The organism is Bradyrhizobium sp. HKCCYLRH1030 (assembly GCF_051168395.1).
Classification (GTDB): Bacteria; Pseudomonadota; Alphaproteobacteria; order Rhizobiales; family Xanthobacteraceae; genus Bradyrhizobium.
In genome coordinates this window covers 77412-91967 of record NZ_JBNPUY010000004.1, presented here as the reverse complement: position 1 = coordinate 91967, position 14556 = coordinate 77412, and the positions used below count along the sequence as shown (strand labels likewise).

The 14556-nt window shown below is 66.0% G+C and carries 13 protein-coding genes; 4 read left to right on the top strand and 9 right to left on the bottom strand.

The genetic code is table 11. The features are described from left to right. Positions 1-296: 296 nt before the first annotated feature. The 6 genes from ACQR1E_RS13570 to ACQR1E_RS13545 all read right to left on the bottom strand — a co-directional run bounded on the left by ACQR1E_RS13570 (position 297) and on the right by ACQR1E_RS13545 (position 8456). Positions 297-986 carry a response regulator transcription factor gene (locus ACQR1E_RS13570; RefSeq protein ID WP_316194303.1) on the bottom strand — a complete coding sequence of 230 codons (690 nt, stop codon included), beginning with the start codon at positions 984-986 and terminating at the stop codon, positions 297-299. Further along, positions 983-3700 (bottom strand): DUF4118 domain-containing protein, encoded by a 2718-nt coding sequence (locus tag ACQR1E_RS13565; RefSeq protein WP_434844509.1) that lies wholly within the window; start codon positions 3698-3700, stop codon positions 983-985. Before ACQR1E_RS13565 ends, ACQR1E_RS13570 begins: the two co-directional genes overlap by 4 nt. 67 nt (positions 3701-3767) lie before the next feature. Beyond that, the gene (locus tag ACQR1E_RS13560) at positions 3768-4373 is read right to left on the bottom strand and encodes a K(+)-transporting ATPase subunit C (RefSeq protein ID WP_315717986.1); all 606 of its coding nucleotides are present in this window, start codon (positions 4371-4373) and stop codon (positions 3768-3770) included. A gap of 121 nt (positions 4374-4494) precedes the next feature. Next, positions 4495-6612 carry a potassium-transporting ATPase subunit KdpB gene (kdpB, locus tag ACQR1E_RS13555; protein ID WP_434844508.1) on the bottom strand — a complete coding sequence of 706 codons (2118 nt, stop codon included), beginning with the start codon at positions 6610-6612 and terminating at the stop codon, positions 4495-4497. 16 nt (positions 6613-6628) lie between these two features. After that, positions 6629-8332 carry a potassium-transporting ATPase subunit KdpA gene (gene kdpA / locus ACQR1E_RS13550; protein ID WP_434897162.1) on the bottom strand — a complete coding sequence of 568 codons (1704 nt, stop codon included), beginning with the start codon at positions 8330-8332 and terminating at the stop codon, positions 6629-6631. Positions 8333-8366: 34 nt separating this feature from the next. Further along, on the bottom strand, positions 8367-8456 hold the full coding sequence (locus ACQR1E_RS13545; protein WP_042340291.1) for a K(+)-transporting ATPase subunit F: 90 nt from the start codon (positions 8454-8456) through the stop codon (positions 8367-8369). A gap of 440 nt (positions 8457-8896) precedes the next feature. Between ACQR1E_RS13545 and ACQR1E_RS13540 the strand changes: the two genes are divergently transcribed. After that, entirely contained in the window at positions 8897-9349 is a 453-nt protein-coding gene (locus tag ACQR1E_RS13540) for a hypothetical protein (protein WP_316172486.1), read from the top strand. Positions 9350-9367: 18 nt separating this feature from the next. Continuing rightward, the gene (locus ACQR1E_RS13535) at positions 9368-9574 is read left to right on the top strand and encodes a hypothetical protein (RefSeq protein ID WP_434897161.1); all 207 of its coding nucleotides are present in this window, start codon (positions 9368-9370) and stop codon (positions 9572-9574) included. Between the two features lie 142 nt (positions 9575-9716). Here ACQR1E_RS13535 and ACQR1E_RS13530 read toward each other — a convergent pair whose 3' ends face one another. The 3 genes from ACQR1E_RS13530 to mobB all read right to left on the bottom strand — a co-directional run bounded on the left by ACQR1E_RS13530 (position 9717) and on the right by mobB (position 12963). After that, the gene (locus ACQR1E_RS13530) at positions 9717-11372 is read right to left on the bottom strand and encodes an OFA family MFS transporter (RefSeq protein WP_315717981.1); all 1656 of its coding nucleotides are present in this window, start codon (positions 11370-11372) and stop codon (positions 9717-9719) included. Positions 11373-12062: 690 nt separating this feature from the next. Beyond that, on the bottom strand, positions 12063-12323 hold the full coding sequence (locus tag ACQR1E_RS13525) for a sulfurtransferase TusA family protein (RefSeq protein ID WP_315717979.1): 261 nt from the start codon (positions 12321-12323) through the stop codon (positions 12063-12065). A gap of 106 nt (positions 12324-12429) precedes the next feature. Continuing rightward, positions 12430-12963: a molybdopterin-guanine dinucleotide biosynthesis protein B gene (mobB, locus tag ACQR1E_RS13520; RefSeq protein ID WP_315717978.1), complete on the bottom strand. Its 534-nt coding sequence runs from the start codon at positions 12961-12963 to the stop codon at positions 12430-12432. A 241-nt stretch (positions 12964-13204) separates the two neighbouring features. Between mobB and mobA the strand changes: the two genes are divergently transcribed. Further along, the gene (gene mobA, locus ACQR1E_RS13515; RefSeq protein ID WP_434897160.1) at positions 13205-13834 is read left to right on the top strand and encodes a molybdenum cofactor guanylyltransferase MobA; all 630 of its coding nucleotides are present in this window, start codon (positions 13205-13207) and stop codon (positions 13832-13834) included. Positions 13835-13843: 9 nt separating this feature from the next. After that, positions 13844-14434 (top strand): cation transporter, encoded by a 591-nt coding sequence (locus tag ACQR1E_RS13510; RefSeq protein WP_315717976.1) that lies wholly within the window; start codon positions 13844-13846, stop codon positions 14432-14434. Positions 14435-14556: the final 122 nt, after the last annotated feature.

Here is a 14556-nt window from a genome sequence, read left to right as displayed (position 1 = left end):
ATCGTGTTCTGACAAGCCGAGACATGGCACGTCCCGTGTTTACACCGTCGTGCATGCAAACGCACGATCAGCTGCGCCGATGAGGTGGCACGACCGCGGTCTCGATCATCCGTTGATCCGGAGAACGGGCGCCTGCGGACGTACTGTGCCGCAGCGCGAGATGACCGGCTGGTCAAAATTGCTCGAAAATATAACGAAACGAGCTGATGCCGCCCGCGGTACACGCAAGCTCGCCCATCGAATGGCGATGCCAACGCCCCTGACACACAGGACCAGTCGGCCGATACGGCCAAAGCTCAGTCCGGCGCGCGCAGCCGATAGCCGATGCCGGTCTCGGTCAATACGAATTGCGGGCGCTCGGGATCGACCTCGATCTTCTGCCTGAGCTGACGTACATAGACGCGCAGATATTGCGCGTCGGTCAATTCGTCCCACAGCTCCTTGAGCAGGAAGCGGTGCGTCAGCACCTTGCCGGCGTGCTGCACCAGGACGCGGAGCAGATCGTACTCCTTGGGCGACAGCTTGATCTCGCGGTCGCCGACCTTGACGATGCGGCGGACGAGATCGACGGAGAGATCGCCGGTGCGGAACACCGGACGCTCGCCCTGCACCTGCAACTGATGCCGCAACGCCGCGCGCAGCCGCGCCAGCAGCTCATCCATGCCGAACGGCTTGGTGATGTAGTCGTCGGCGCCGAGATCGAGCGCCTGGACCTTGCCCGCCTCGTCGCCGCGGCTGGACAGCACCACGACCGGCACGGCCTCGTTGCGGCCACGGATGGTTCGCAGCAGCTCGAGCCCGTCGACGTCGGGCAGGCCAAGGTCGAGAATGATCAGCGCCGGCTCCTGGCCCAACAGCTCCAGCGCGATCCTGCCGTTCGAGGCTTCGAGAATCTCGTAGCCCTGCGTGGTCAGGCCCATCCGCAGCAGCTTGCGGATCGGCGGCTCGTCGTCGATCACGAGCACCTTGATCGGAGCGCCGGTCATGCGGCCGTATCCAGCGGTCTGGCCTGCGCCGGCACGGGCAGGCGGATGGTGAGGACCGCGCCGGGCCGATCGGTGCGGTTGCCGGCGAAGATGCGGCCATGCATCGCCTCGATGAAGCCGCGCGAGATCGCGAGCCCCAGACCGGTGCCGGGCCGCACCTGGTCGCCCTTCTGCACGCGATAGAACTTGTCGAACACGTGCTCGACCTCCGCGGCGGGAATGCCGTCGCCTTCGTCACGGATCTCGAGCATGACCCAGTTGTTGTCGCGGGCCGCGCGGATCGCGATCGAGGTCTCGGGAGGCGCATATTTGGCGGCGTTGTCGAGCAGATTGAACAGCACCTGCTCGAACAGCACCGCGTCGACCTCGACCATCGGCAGATCGGGGGCCAGCTCGAGCGAGACATGATGACCGGCGAGGATCTTGCTCGCGCGCCGCAGCGCGCTGCCGACGATCTCGCCGACGTCGTGGCGCGCGGCGTTCGGCACGATTGCGCCCGATTCCAGCCTGGTCATGTCCAGGAGATTGGCGATGAAGCGGTTGAGCCGTTCGGATTCGTCGATGACGGTGGCGAGCAGGTCGAGCTTCTCCTTGTCGGACAGCCGGGCCGCGAGATCGCGCATCGTCGAGGCCGCGCCGAGCACGGAGGCGAGTGGCGTCTTCAGATCGTGCGAGATCGAGGTGAGCAGTGCCGAGCGGAGCCGGTCCTGCTCCATGGTGCGCTTGACCTTGTCCATGTCTTCGACCAGCAGCACGCGCTCGATCGCGAGCGCGCCCTGGTCGACCAGGGCATCGAGCAGCCGGCGCTGGTCCGGCGTCAGCAGCGGCCCGGTGCGATCGTCATCAATGCCGATGACGCCGATCGAGCCGCGCCCGGTGCGCATCGGCAGGAACAGCCGCTTGGCGCCCGGCAGCGTGTCGGAGCCGCGCCCGGCGGCGCGGTCGTTGCTCCAGGCCCAGCTCGCGGCGGCGAGGTCGGCGTCGTCGAGCTGATCCTCCGGCGGGTAGCCGGTCATGACCGTGAGCTTGCCGTCCTGCGGCAGCAGCAGCACGACCCGTACCTTCAGCATCAACGCCGCCTGATAGGCCGTGGCCCACAGCACGTCATCGAGGGTCGCGGTGCCCGCAAGCTTGCGGCTGAAGGCATAGAGCTGCTCGGTGGTCCGGACGCGGTGGGTGGCGGCGTCAGCCTGAACGCGAACGCGCGCGGCGACGTTGGACACCAGGATCGCGATCAGCATGAAGAAGAAGAACGCGCCGATGTTGGTCGGATCGGTGATCGTGAACGTATACAGCGGCGGAAGGAAGAAGAAGTTGTAGCAGAGCGAGGCGGCGAGGCTCGCCAGCAGTGACGGCCACAGGCCGTAGCGTGCGGCGACGCCGACCACGGCCGTGAGGAACACCAGATCGACGTTCTCGATGCCGAAAACGGGCTGGATCAGCTCGGCGAGGCCAAGGCCGACAGCCGTGATCAGCAGCGCCTTCAGATAGGGCTTCGGCTGCAGCGGCTCGTTGCGTGCTCGCGTCTGCACCGAGCTGCTCGTGGTGTCCGGCGCCTCCTCGCCGGCGATGACGTGGATGCTGATGTTGCCGGCGCGCCTGACGAGGTCGTGGACCACGGAGCCCCTGATGATCTCGAACAGGCGCGAGCGGCTCGACTTGCCGATGATGATCTGGGTGACGTTGTTGGCCTGCGCGAAGTTGATGAGGTCATCCGCGATACGCCGGCCGACGCCCGGAATCGTCAGCGCCTCGCCGCCGAGGGTCTCGGCCAGCCGCAGCGTATCGGCGAGCCGGTCGCGCTGCTTGTCCGTGAGCTGCAGGTTGCGCCGGGTCTCGATGGTAACGGCGGTCCACGGCGCGTGGACACGGTCGGCGAGCCGCTTGGTGTAGCGCACCAGCCCTGTCGCCCGCGGATCCTCCGACACGCAGACGAGGATGCGCTCGCCGGCTGCCCAGGGGCCGGCGATGGCATTGGCCTGCATGTGGGTGAGCAGTTGCTCGTCGACGCGCTCGGCCGTCCGGCGCAGCGCGAGCTCGCGCAGCGCGGTCAGGTTGCCGGGCGAGAAATAATGCTCCAGCGCCCGCTCCGCCTGCTTGGGCACATAGACCTTGCCCTCCTTCAGTCGCTGGATCAGATCGTCGGGCGTGAGGTCGATCAGTTCGATGGCGTCGGCGCGGTCGAGGATCGAGTCCGGTACGGTCTCGCGCACGCGCACATGGGTGATCTGGGCGACGACGTCGTTGAGACTCTCGATGTGCTGGACGTTGACCGCGGTGTAGACGTCGATGCCGTGCGACAGGAGCTCCTCGACGTCGAGATAGCGCTTGGGGTGGCGGCTGCCCGCCGCATTGGTATGCGCGAGCTCGTCGACGATCGCGAGCTTGGGGCGGCGCGCGATCACGGCATCCAGATCCATCTCCTCGACGATCTGGTCCTTGTAGGAAATACGTTTGCGCGGGACGACCTCCAGGCCGCGCACCAGCGCCTCGGTCTCGGCGCGGCCATGCGTCTCGACGAAGCCGATCACGACGTCGACGCCGGCCCTCAGCTTGGCATGCGCGCTCGACAGCATCTCATAGGTCTTGCCGACACCGGGGGCGGCGCCGACGAAGATCTTGAGCTTGCCGGCAGGACTGTCCTCCCGCCGGGCCGCTTCGAGCAGGGCCTCCGGCGAGGGACGTTGGTCAGGATCGCGGCGTTGACTGGCCATGCGGCATTATAGACGGAGAGACCTCGGCGCCAAGGCCAAGACCTTCAAGGCCAAGACCTTCAAGGCGTCATTGCGGTTTGGCAGCATCGAGTGCCAGGTTGAGCGCCAGCACGTTAACGCGGGGTTCGCCGAGCAGTCCGAGCAGACGGCCCTGGGTCTGCCGGGCGATCACGGCCTGGACGCTCGCCTCCGGCAAGCCGCGCGCCTTGGCCACCCGCGGCACCTGGAACAGCGCCGCTTCCGGCGAGATGTCCGGATCGAGCCCGCTCGCCGAGGTCGTCACCAGATCGACCGGCACGGCCTGCGCGGGATTCTCCGCCTTCAGCTTGTCGACGTCCTCCTTGACGCGGTCGGCCAGCGCCTTGCTGGTCGGGCCGAGATTGGAGCCGGACGAGTTGGCGGCGTTGTAGGGCGCAGAAACCGTCTTGGTGGAGTCGTTCGGATCGGCGGCCGAGGTCGCCGACGGACGTCCGTGGAAATATTTGTCGTCCTTGAACTCCTGACCGATCAGCGCCGATCCGATCACCTTGCCGTTGCGCGTGATCAGGCTGCCCTCGGCCTGCGCCGGAAAGATGGTACCGGCGACGACGGTCATGGCGAGCGGGTAGAGCAGCCCGGTGATCAGGGTCAGCGCGAGCAGGACCAAGATGGCGGGACGGATTTCTTTGAGCATGTGAATCTCCTGTGTCTCTCCCGTCATTGCGAGGAGCGAAGCGACGAAGCAATCCAGCGTCGTGAGGGCGGAGACAGTCCTGGATTGCGTCGCTTCGCTCGCGATGACGGGGTTTGTGGTGTCAGGCCAGATGCAAGGCGGTCACGATCAGGTCGATCGCCTTGATGCCGATAAAGGGAATGATGATGCCGCCCAGGCCATAGATCATCAGGTTGCGGCCGAGCAGCGCGCCGGCGCCGATGGCGCGGTAGGCGACGCCCTTCAGCGCCAGCGGGATCAACGCGATGATGACGAGCGCGTTGAAGATGATCGCCGAAAGGATCGCGCTCTGCGGGCTCGCCAGGTTCATGACGTTCAGCACGTTGAGCTGCGGGTAGAACGCCAGGAACATCGCCGGGATGATCGCGAAATATTTGGCGACATCGTTGGCGATCGAGAACGTCGTCAGCGCGCCGCGCGTCATCAAGAGCTGCTTTCCGATCTCGACCACCTCGATCAGTTTGGTCGGATTGGAGTCGAGATCGACCATGTTGCCGGCTTCGCGCGCGGCCTGCGTGCCGGTGTTCATGGCGACGCCGACATCGGCCTGCGCCAGCGCCGGCGCATCGTTGGTGCCATCGCCGCACATCGCCACCAGCTTGCCCTTGGCCTGCTCGTCGCGGATGAGCTTGAGCTTGTCCTCGGGCGTCGCCTGCGCCAGGAAATCATCGACGCCGGCTTCGGCGGCAATCGCCGCCGCGGTCATCGGGTTGTCGCCGGTGATCATGATAGTGCGGATGCCCATCCGGCGCAGCTCGGCGAAGCGTTCGCGGATGCCGCCCTTGACGATGTCCTTGAGCTGGACGACGCCGAGCAGGCGCCCGTCCCTGGCGACCGCGAGCGGCGTGCCGCCGGATTTGGCGATGTCGTCGGAGATTGCACGGATCTCGCGGACAAGCTCGCTCTCGACCGGCTGGACCGCGCGCACCGTGCTGCCGGAGACGGGCTGGGTCGGGCCGCCGCCGATGGAGTTGAGGATGGCGTCGACCGCACCCTTGCGCACCGAGGATCCGCCGGCATCGACGCCGCTCATGCGGGTCTGCGCCGTGAACGGCACGAAGGTGGCGCCGAGCTCGGCCATGTCGCGGCCGCGGATGCCGTATTTGTCCTTGGCCAGCACCACGATCGAGCGGCCCTCCGGTGTCTCGTCGGCGAGCGAGGCGAGCTGCGCCGCGTCGGCGAGCTCCTGCTCGCTCACGCCCTTGACGGGACGGAATGCAGTCGCCTGGCGATTGCCGAGCGTGATGGTGCCGGTCTTGTCGAGCAGGAGCGTATCGACGTCGCCAGCGGCCTCGACCGCGCGGCCCGACATCGCCAGCACGTTGAAGCGCACCAGGCGGTCCATGCCAGCGATGCCGATCGCCGACAGCAGCGCGCCGATCGTCGTCGGGATCAAGGTCACGAACAGCGCCACCAGCACCACCACCGAGATCGAGCCGCCGGCATAGGCCGCGTAGCTCGGGATCGTCACCGTCGCGAACACGAAGATGATGGTGAGGCCGGCGAGCAGGATGTTGAGCGCGATCTCGTTCGGCGTCTTCTGCCGCTCCGCGCCCTCGACCAGCTTGATCATGCGGTCGATGAAGGTCGAGCCTTGCGCGGCCGTGATCCTGACGCGGATCCAGTCCGACAGCACCTGCGTGCCGCCGGTCACCGCCGAGCGGTCGCCGCCGGATTCGCGGATGACGGGCGCGGATTCGCCGGTGATCGCAGCCTCGTTGACCGAGGCGACGCCCTCGATCACCTCGCCGTCGGAAGGGATGGTGTCGCCGGCCTCGACCAGCACGAGATCGCCGACCTTCAGGCTGGTGCCGGGCACGAGCTTGTAGGTGTGATCGGCCGGGTTCGTGCCCATCAGCAGCTTGGCCTGGCTCTCGGTGCGCGTCTTGCGCAGCGAATCCGCCTGTGCCTTGCCGCGGCCTTCGGCGACGGCTTCGGCGAAATTGGCGAACAGCACGGTGAACCACAGCCAGAGAATGATCTGGAAGGTGAAGCCGAGATTCGCTCCGCCGGTCACGACGTCGCGCAGAAAGATCACCGTGGTGAGCGCGGCGACGACCTCGACCACGAACATCACCGGGTTTCTGATCATCAACCGCGGGTCGAGCTTGACAACCGCGGCCTTGATGGCCGGCAGCACGATCTTCGGGTCGAGCATCGTCGACATCGACGAGCGCTTCTGCAGTTTCATGGTGTCCATGGAGGTTGCTCCGAGATCAAAACACGGTGCCGGCGGCCATCGCGAGATGCTCGACGATCGGACCGAGGGCGAGAGCCGGGAAGAAGGTGAGGCCGCCGATGATCAGGATGACGCCGACCACGAGGCCGACGAACAGGCCGCCCGTGGTCGGGAACGTGCCGGCCGAGGGCGGGATCGACTTCTTCCCGGCGAGCGAGCCCGCGATCGCCATCGCCGGAATGATCATGAAGAAGCGGCCGACGAACATCGAGGACGCGAGCGTGAGGTTGTAGAAGAAGGTGTTGCCGGTGAGGCCGCCGAAGGCCGAGCCGTTGTTGGCGGTCGCCGAGGTATAGGCATAGAGCACCTCGGTGAAGCCGTGCGGACCGGCATTGGCCATCGACGCGACGGCCGACGGCAGCACCACCGCGACCGCGGTCCAGCCGAGATACATCAGCGGCAGCACCAGGATCGCCAGCATCGCCATCTTGACCTCGCGCGCCTCGATCTTCTTGCCGACATATTCCGGCGTGCGCCCGACCATCAGGCCGGCGACGAAGATCGCGAGCACCACGAACAGCAGCATGCCGTAGAGCCCGGCGCCGACGCCGCCTATGATGATCTCGCCGAGCTGCATGTTGATCAGCGGGATCATGCCGCCAAGCGCGGTGAAGCTGTCATGCATGGCATTGACCGCGCCGCAGGAGGCGGCCGTCGTGATCACGGCGAACAGTGACGACGCGACGATGCCGAAGCGGACCTCCTTGCCTTCCATGTTGCCGCCCGTCAGTCCGAGCGCGTTCAACGTGGTCGTACTGTTGGCCTCGGCCCAGTAGGTGATGACGACGCCGGCGATGAACAGGACGCCCATCACGGCGAGGAGCGCCCAGCCCTGGCGCTGGTTGCCGACCATGCGGCCGAACACGTTGGTCAGCGCGGCACCGAGCGCGAAGATCGAGAGCATCTGGATGAAGTTCGACAGCGCGTTCGGGTTCTCGAACGGATGCGCGGCGTTGGCATTGAAGAAGCCGCCGCCATTGGTGCCGAGCATCTTGATCGCGACCTGCGAAGCCACCGGGCCGACCGCGATGGTCTGCTTCGCCCCTTCCAGCGTCGTGGCCTCGACATAGGGCCCGAGCGTCTGCGGGATGCCCTGCCAGACCAGGAACAGCGTGTAGACGATGCAGAGCGGCAGCAGCACATAGAGCGTGCATCTGACGACGTCGACCCAGAAATTGCCGACGGTCCGCGCCGAGGCGCGTGAGAAGCCGCGGATCAGCGCGATCGCGAGCACGATGCCGGTCGCGGCCGACAGGAAGTTCTGGTGCGTGAGCCCGAGCATCTGCACGAGATAGGAGAGCGTGCTCTCGCCGCCGTAGTTCTGCCAATTGGTGTTGGTCAGGAAGCTGATCGCGGTGTTGAAGGAGAGATCCTCGGCGACCGCAGACTGTCCCGCGGGATTGAACGGCAGCACGGCCTGCAAGCGCATCACGCCGTAGATGATCAGGAAGCCGCCGACATGGAACAGCAGCATCGCGACCGTGTAGGTCAGCCAATGCTGCTCGCGGCGCTCGTCGACGCCGCCGATCCAGTAGATTGCGGACTCGACCGGCCGCAGCACCGGCGACAGGAAGGTGCGCTCGCCATTGAAGACGCGCGTCATGTACCAGCCGAGCGGCTTGGCAAGCGCGACGATGACGGCGCAGTAGAGCAGGATCTGGATCCAGCCGATCACAGTCATGGGGATGTTGTCCTTGAAGGTGCGACGGTGGCGGTCAGAACCGCTCGGGCCGCAACAGCGCGTAGGTGAGGTAGATCAGAAGGCCGAGCGATACCGCGCCGGCGAGCGAATAGTCGAAGATCATGGCTCGTCTCCTAGAGCCGCTCGCAGGCGTAGGTGTAGCCGATCGCCAGCGCGAACAAGCCGGCGGCCAGCGCCAGCATCAGGATGTCCAGCATGGTGTGCTCCTCATGCGCGCGAAAGACGCGCAACGCTTGGAGCGGCCGGGAGCGCCGGTGCGGCCACGGTCCGTTCCATCGCGGACAGATGGCATCCGACCTCATAGGTTTTCGAGACAGCACCGCCGACAGAGTTATAGGAATCTCATAAAGACCGCGGCGTTCTCCCGCCCCCCGGCAGAACCGCGCTGCCGCAGCCGCATATGAACCGGCCATGCCGCCGAGGCGTCTTTATGCGCCGGCTATTTCTTCGCGCCTTCGCCCCTCTCGCATTCCTACGCCGCCGTCGACCACATTGCCGATCAAGGCCCATCGGGCCATCGCTCACTGACGACGGGAGGCCGGCATGGCTGCCTTGACGACACGACCGGATGTGCCCGAGCGGGTACAACTCGCGCAGACCACGACGGCGATGCTGACGGCCCTGCTTGGCGAAGACGAGGACGTCTCACCGTTGTCGGCGCGAGGGCGACGCCGGCTGCGGATCGCACGATTGCTGGAGACCGACGCGCGGATCGATGCCGTGCTGGAGCTGGTCGCGCTGCAATTGCCACGATGGCAGCTCCGGCGCATCGCCTATGATGACGGCGAATGGCACTGCGCATTATCGCAACAGCGCGAATTGCCGGACTGGCTCGATCATTGCGTCGAAGCCCGCCACGCCGATCTCGCCCTCGCCATTCTCCACGCAGCGGCCGAGGCCCGCCGTCTCGAGCCCGGCGTCTCGCAGACTGACGCAAGGCGCGGCGTCCAGGCCGAACCCGGGCTTGCCGACCTGCTCTGCTGCGACAACTTCTGAGCCGGTATTACCTGCGCGATGCTCATCCCCACCGACAAGCCCGCTGAGCGTCCGGCGGCCAGGGTCCTGCTGCGAGTTGTGCTGCGACTAGCAATCCTCATCCTGTTCGCCACGTTCGGCCGCATCGGCTTCGGTCGCAGCCTCGCCGCCCTGCTCTGGATGACCATGATCCTGTGTGCCATGCTTGCGGTGCTGCGCCGCAAGGGCGTGTTCGCCGCGGCCTGAACCATTGGGACGAGATGATCGGCTACACCGCGCTCTTTTGCGCGACGATGGCGCTGATCCAGTCGTCCGGAAACCAAGCCTCTGCGCCGCAAAAAAAAGGGGCGGCCGATCCGGCCGCCCCGCTTGTCTCATCGCCGATCGGTCAGAAGATCTTGACCGCGCTTTCCAACGTCTTCCAGACACCCCATGCCAGCGGCACGCCGACGAAGGCCCAGAACAGGGCGGCCTTGACGTCGAGACCGCCCTTGCCGATGCCGAACGACCCGTGCTGGATCGCCGACTCGTTCTTGGCGAGCTCTGCCTGGTACTTCGCGACTTCGTCCGCGCTCATGTTCCACTTGTCATCGACAGGCTTGATCAGGAAGTTGCAGATCAGGCCGGCGAGCAGCATGGCGCAGAGAATATACATCGTCGTGTTGTACAGCTGGTCGCGCGGCACGCCGGCGGCAAGCTGGAACTCGCGGATGTAGTTGACGACCACCGGACCGATGATGCCGGCCGTCGCCCAGGCCGTCAGCAGACGGCCGTGGATGGCGCCCACGAACTGGGTGCCGAACAGGTCGGCCAGATAGGCAGGCACCGTCGCGAAGCCGCCGCCATACATCGAGAGGATGATGGCGAAGGCCGCCACGAACAACAGCTTCGAACCCATCGCTGCGAAGGTCGGCGCCAGCGCATAGAGCACGATGCCGATCAGGAAGAAGCAGTAATAGGTGTTCTTGCGGCCGATGTGGTCCGACAGCGACGCCCAGAAGAAGCGGCCGCCGATGTTGAACAACGACAACAGGCCGGCAAAGCCTGCCGCGATGCCCGCGATCGCGGCCTTCTGGCCGGCGTCGAGCTGGTTGAAGCTGACGTCGGGCAAACCGATCAGCTTGCCGGCGAAGATCTCCTGCAGCATCGGCGAGGCCATGCCGATCACGCCGATACCGGCCGACACGTTCAAGCAGAGCACCCACCAGACCAGCCAGAACTGCGGAGTCTTGTGCGCGTTGTCGAGGTGCACATGGTGCTCCGAGATCATTGCCTTCTTGACCGCAGGCGGCGTCCAGCCTTCGGGCTGCCAGCCCACCGGAGCGACGCGATAGGCAAAGGCACCGATCATCATGAAGACGAAGTAGATCACGCCCATCGTGACGAAAGTCTCCCAGACACCCACCGAGGTCGGGGTCTTGAAGTAGTTCATCAGCAGGTTGGCGAGCGGAGCACCGATCATCGCGCCGCCGCCGAAGCCCATGATGGCCATGCCGGTCGCCATGCCGCGCCGGTCCGGGAACCATTTCACCAGGGTCGACACCGGCGAGATGTAGCCGAGGCCGAGGCCGATGCCGCCGATGACGCCGGCACCGAGCCACATCATCCAGAGCTGGTGAACATAGATGCCGAGCGCCGCGATCAGGAGGCCACCGCCCCAGCAGCAGGCCGCGACGGCACCCGCCTTGCGCGGTCCGGCCCGCTCGAGCCAGCCGCCCCAGACGGCAGCGGAGCCGCCCAGCAGCACGAAGAACAGGGTGTACATCCAGCCGAGGCTCGCGACCTTCCAGTCGCAGGTCGTCGTGAACAGCTCCTGCACCAGGGTCATGTCCGGGCAGGCCTGGGTCTTGGTCACGCCGATCGCGCGCGACAACGGCAGCCAGAACACCGAGAAGCCATAGGCCATGCCGATGCAGAGATGGATGCACAGCGCAGCCGGAGGAACCAGCCAGCGGTTGAACCCCGCCTTGGCGACCGTGTGCTCACGATCGAAGATCCCCGCCTGCGCGCCCGGGAGCGTGCCCGCGCTTTCAATGGTAGCCATGCATCCCTCCCCTACGGACTCTCGTCCAACGCAACAACGTCATGTTCTGTCCCCTTGATCAGAATCAATACGCCCACTCACCCCGCCCGCTATCGCGTACCAGAGCAGTCTTGCAACGCACAAACGCTCATCACTGCCTCGATGCGCATAACACCCCACCCGAGACGTTATGCCCTCACCATTCTTGTGCCGCTGGTCTGCCTGGCCCGCTCCCCAGCGGGCATGACTCGCCCCCCGCAACCTCCGCGGAAGCGCCCCAATTGGTGCAGAACCGAGGCAAATTGTCGATAGTAAAATGGTAATAATCGGTCAATCTTGGTGGATTGATCGCACTGCAGCGCGAATGTGTTGCTAGCACACACACAAATTCACGTGCAACCAACGCGACCGCCACTCCCGGCTGTAGTCATGTTGCTCTCGATTACTTTCTCGACGCGTCACGACCATACCTGATGAAATCAACTAATAAGATGGGCCGACCATCAGCATGCACGCGCTCGCGGAAACGTGAAGAAGAACAACTTGTCCTTGCCTTGCAACAGCGTCGCAAGCCTGAACTGAGAACGCGGCATTGTTGTGAGCTCGGGTTGGCGCCGCTGCGACGATAGGAAGCAGCGCGATCTCTTGACAGGCGACGCACCCAGACCGCGCGCGAACTACGTAGTTCGAGCAACCCGCAGCAGAGGATGTTCACCGCCGCACGGATCCGGCCGATTCCGCGGCCTTCTCGATCCGAAATAGGATGCCGCGCTCGGTGCGATCGACGCTCTCGACCCGATCTCCGGTCTCCCGGACCAGATTCGGGATGTCGATCACAGCAAGCGGGTCGGTACAGCACACTTCGAGCCGCTCTCCCGCCTTGAGCGTCTGCAGCGCCTTCCGGGTCTTCAGCACCGGCAATGGGCACTTCAGGCCCGTCAGATCCAGCCTCGTCATCATGCGCGCGACCATGGAGAAGCGGTTCCGGCACGTCAACCGGGGCGGCACCATCCTATGGAACTCGGAGCAGGGTTCCTGGGATGCCAGAAGCGATGAGTGCGAGCTCGAGCGAGTTCCATCACGGAACACCAGGTTTGTCGCACAGCGCGAGAACGTCCGCCCGCGGCGTCGCCAGATGTTGGACGAGCGCCGCGATCGCCGGGATGTCGTCGAGATGAACGCGCGGCAACGCCGTCTCGACATCGCCGTCGCTGGCGAGCCCGACAATGCCTGGATCGTCGGGAAACAGCAGCGGCTTGCCATTGGCCGTGCGATGCACCTCGATGCGCCGATGCGGCCCGGCCTTGTACCCTTCGATGACGACCAGATCGACGGGAGACAACTTCGCCAGAAGCTCCGCGAGTGCGGGCTCCCTTGCGCCGCGCAGCTCGTGCATCAGCGCCCAGCGCGTGCCCGACGCGACGAGGACCTCCTCGGCCCCGGCCTCGCGATGCCGCCACGAATCCTTACCCGGGACGTCGACGTCGAACTTGTGATGGGCGTGCTTGATCACCGAGACGCGCAGTCCCTGCCCCCTGAGATGAGGAATCAGCCGCGTCAGCAGCGTGGTCTTGCCGGCGCCGCTCCAGCCGGCGAGGCCGATGACTTTCATCGCGGTCTCCAGAAAGGCCCCGGCGTTTTTCGCACAGCCAGGAGCGCGGGATCGATCGATGGCCCGAAGGCCCCGTGGAACGCCACGTCCACTCTTGGCGATGTCATGCCAGCAGCCCCATGGACCAGGCAAGGGCCCGTGGGGAGGGCCATGCCGGCATGGCCGCCGGGCAGGCGTAAATGGTGGATCGCGCGCGGCGCAACGCTGACGCCCTGGCAGCAGTCGTGGTAACGAACCCGCGATGACAACCATGACCTCGACTTCGATCCCCGGCGTGCTGCTCGCCGGCGGTCGCGCGCAGCGGATGGGCGGCGGCGACAAGCCGTTGCGCATGGTCGACGGCCGCACCATCCTCGAGCGCGTGATCGCGCGGCTGGCGCCGCAGTGCAGCCGGCTGATCCTCAACGCCAATGGCGACCCCGCGCGGTTCGCAGGCAACGGTCTGTCCGTCGTTCCGGATGGCGTCGCAGGCTTCCCGGGCCCGCTCGCCGGCATTCTCGCCGGCCTCGACTGGGTCGCGGCGCACATGCCAGAGGCCCGGTGGATGCTGAGCGCCGCCGGCGACTGCCCATTCCTGCCGCGTGATCTCGTCGCGCGACTGGCAACAGCGCGGGCGGCCGAGCAGGCCAAGCTGGCGTTGGCGGCGTCCGGCGGACAGATCCACCCGGTGATCGGACTGTGGCCGGTCGGGCTGCGCGAGGATCTCCGGCACGCCCTGGTCGCGGAGGACATCCGGAAGGTCACCCGCTTCACGGCGCGCTACAAGGTCGCGACCGTGAGCTGGCCGACGGTGCCGCTGGATCCGTTCTTCAATGCCAATACCGCAGTCGACCTCGCCGAGGCGGAGCGGCTCGCAGCTCTCGAGGATTGAGGACGCCTGATGGACGCGACAACCATCGTTCGCCGCGCCGTGCTTGCCGTTGCCGCGCTGAATCTCGGATATTTCGGCATCGAGTTCGCCGTGGCGCTGGCGATCGGCTCGGTGTCGCTGTTCGCCGACAGCGTCGACTTTCTGGAGGATGCCTCGGTCAACATCCTGATTGCGCTGGCGCTGCGCTGGAGCGCGCCGCGGCGGGCGCTGCTCGGCAAGGTGCTGGCGCTGATCCTGCTGGCGCCGGCGGTCGCCGGACTGTGGACCGCCGGCGAGAAGTTCTTCACGCCGATCGTACCCGCACCGCTGCCGCTCACCGTGACCGGCCTCGGCGCGCTGATCGTCAATCTCGGCTGCGCGTTGATCCTGGCGCGGGTCAGGGACCACCAGGGCAGCCTCACCCGCGCCGCCTTCCTGTCCGCACGCAACGACGCCTTCGCCAACATCGCGATCATCGCGGTCGGTCTCGTGACCGCCTTTGTGTGGCCCTCGATCTGGCCCGACCTGATCGTGGGCGTCGGTATCGCGCTCATGAATGCGGACGCCGCACGCGAGGTGTGGGAGGCTGCGCACGAAGAGCAAAAGACCGCCAAGGCCTGAACGGCCGAGAATCCTGCGCGCGCGCGACGACCTCACTGCTTGCGGCATTGCAGCGCACGGGATCGCTCCACCGCTCCGCCGTCCGGCATGATTGACGGCCGCCCTGGATTGATTGCAGATAG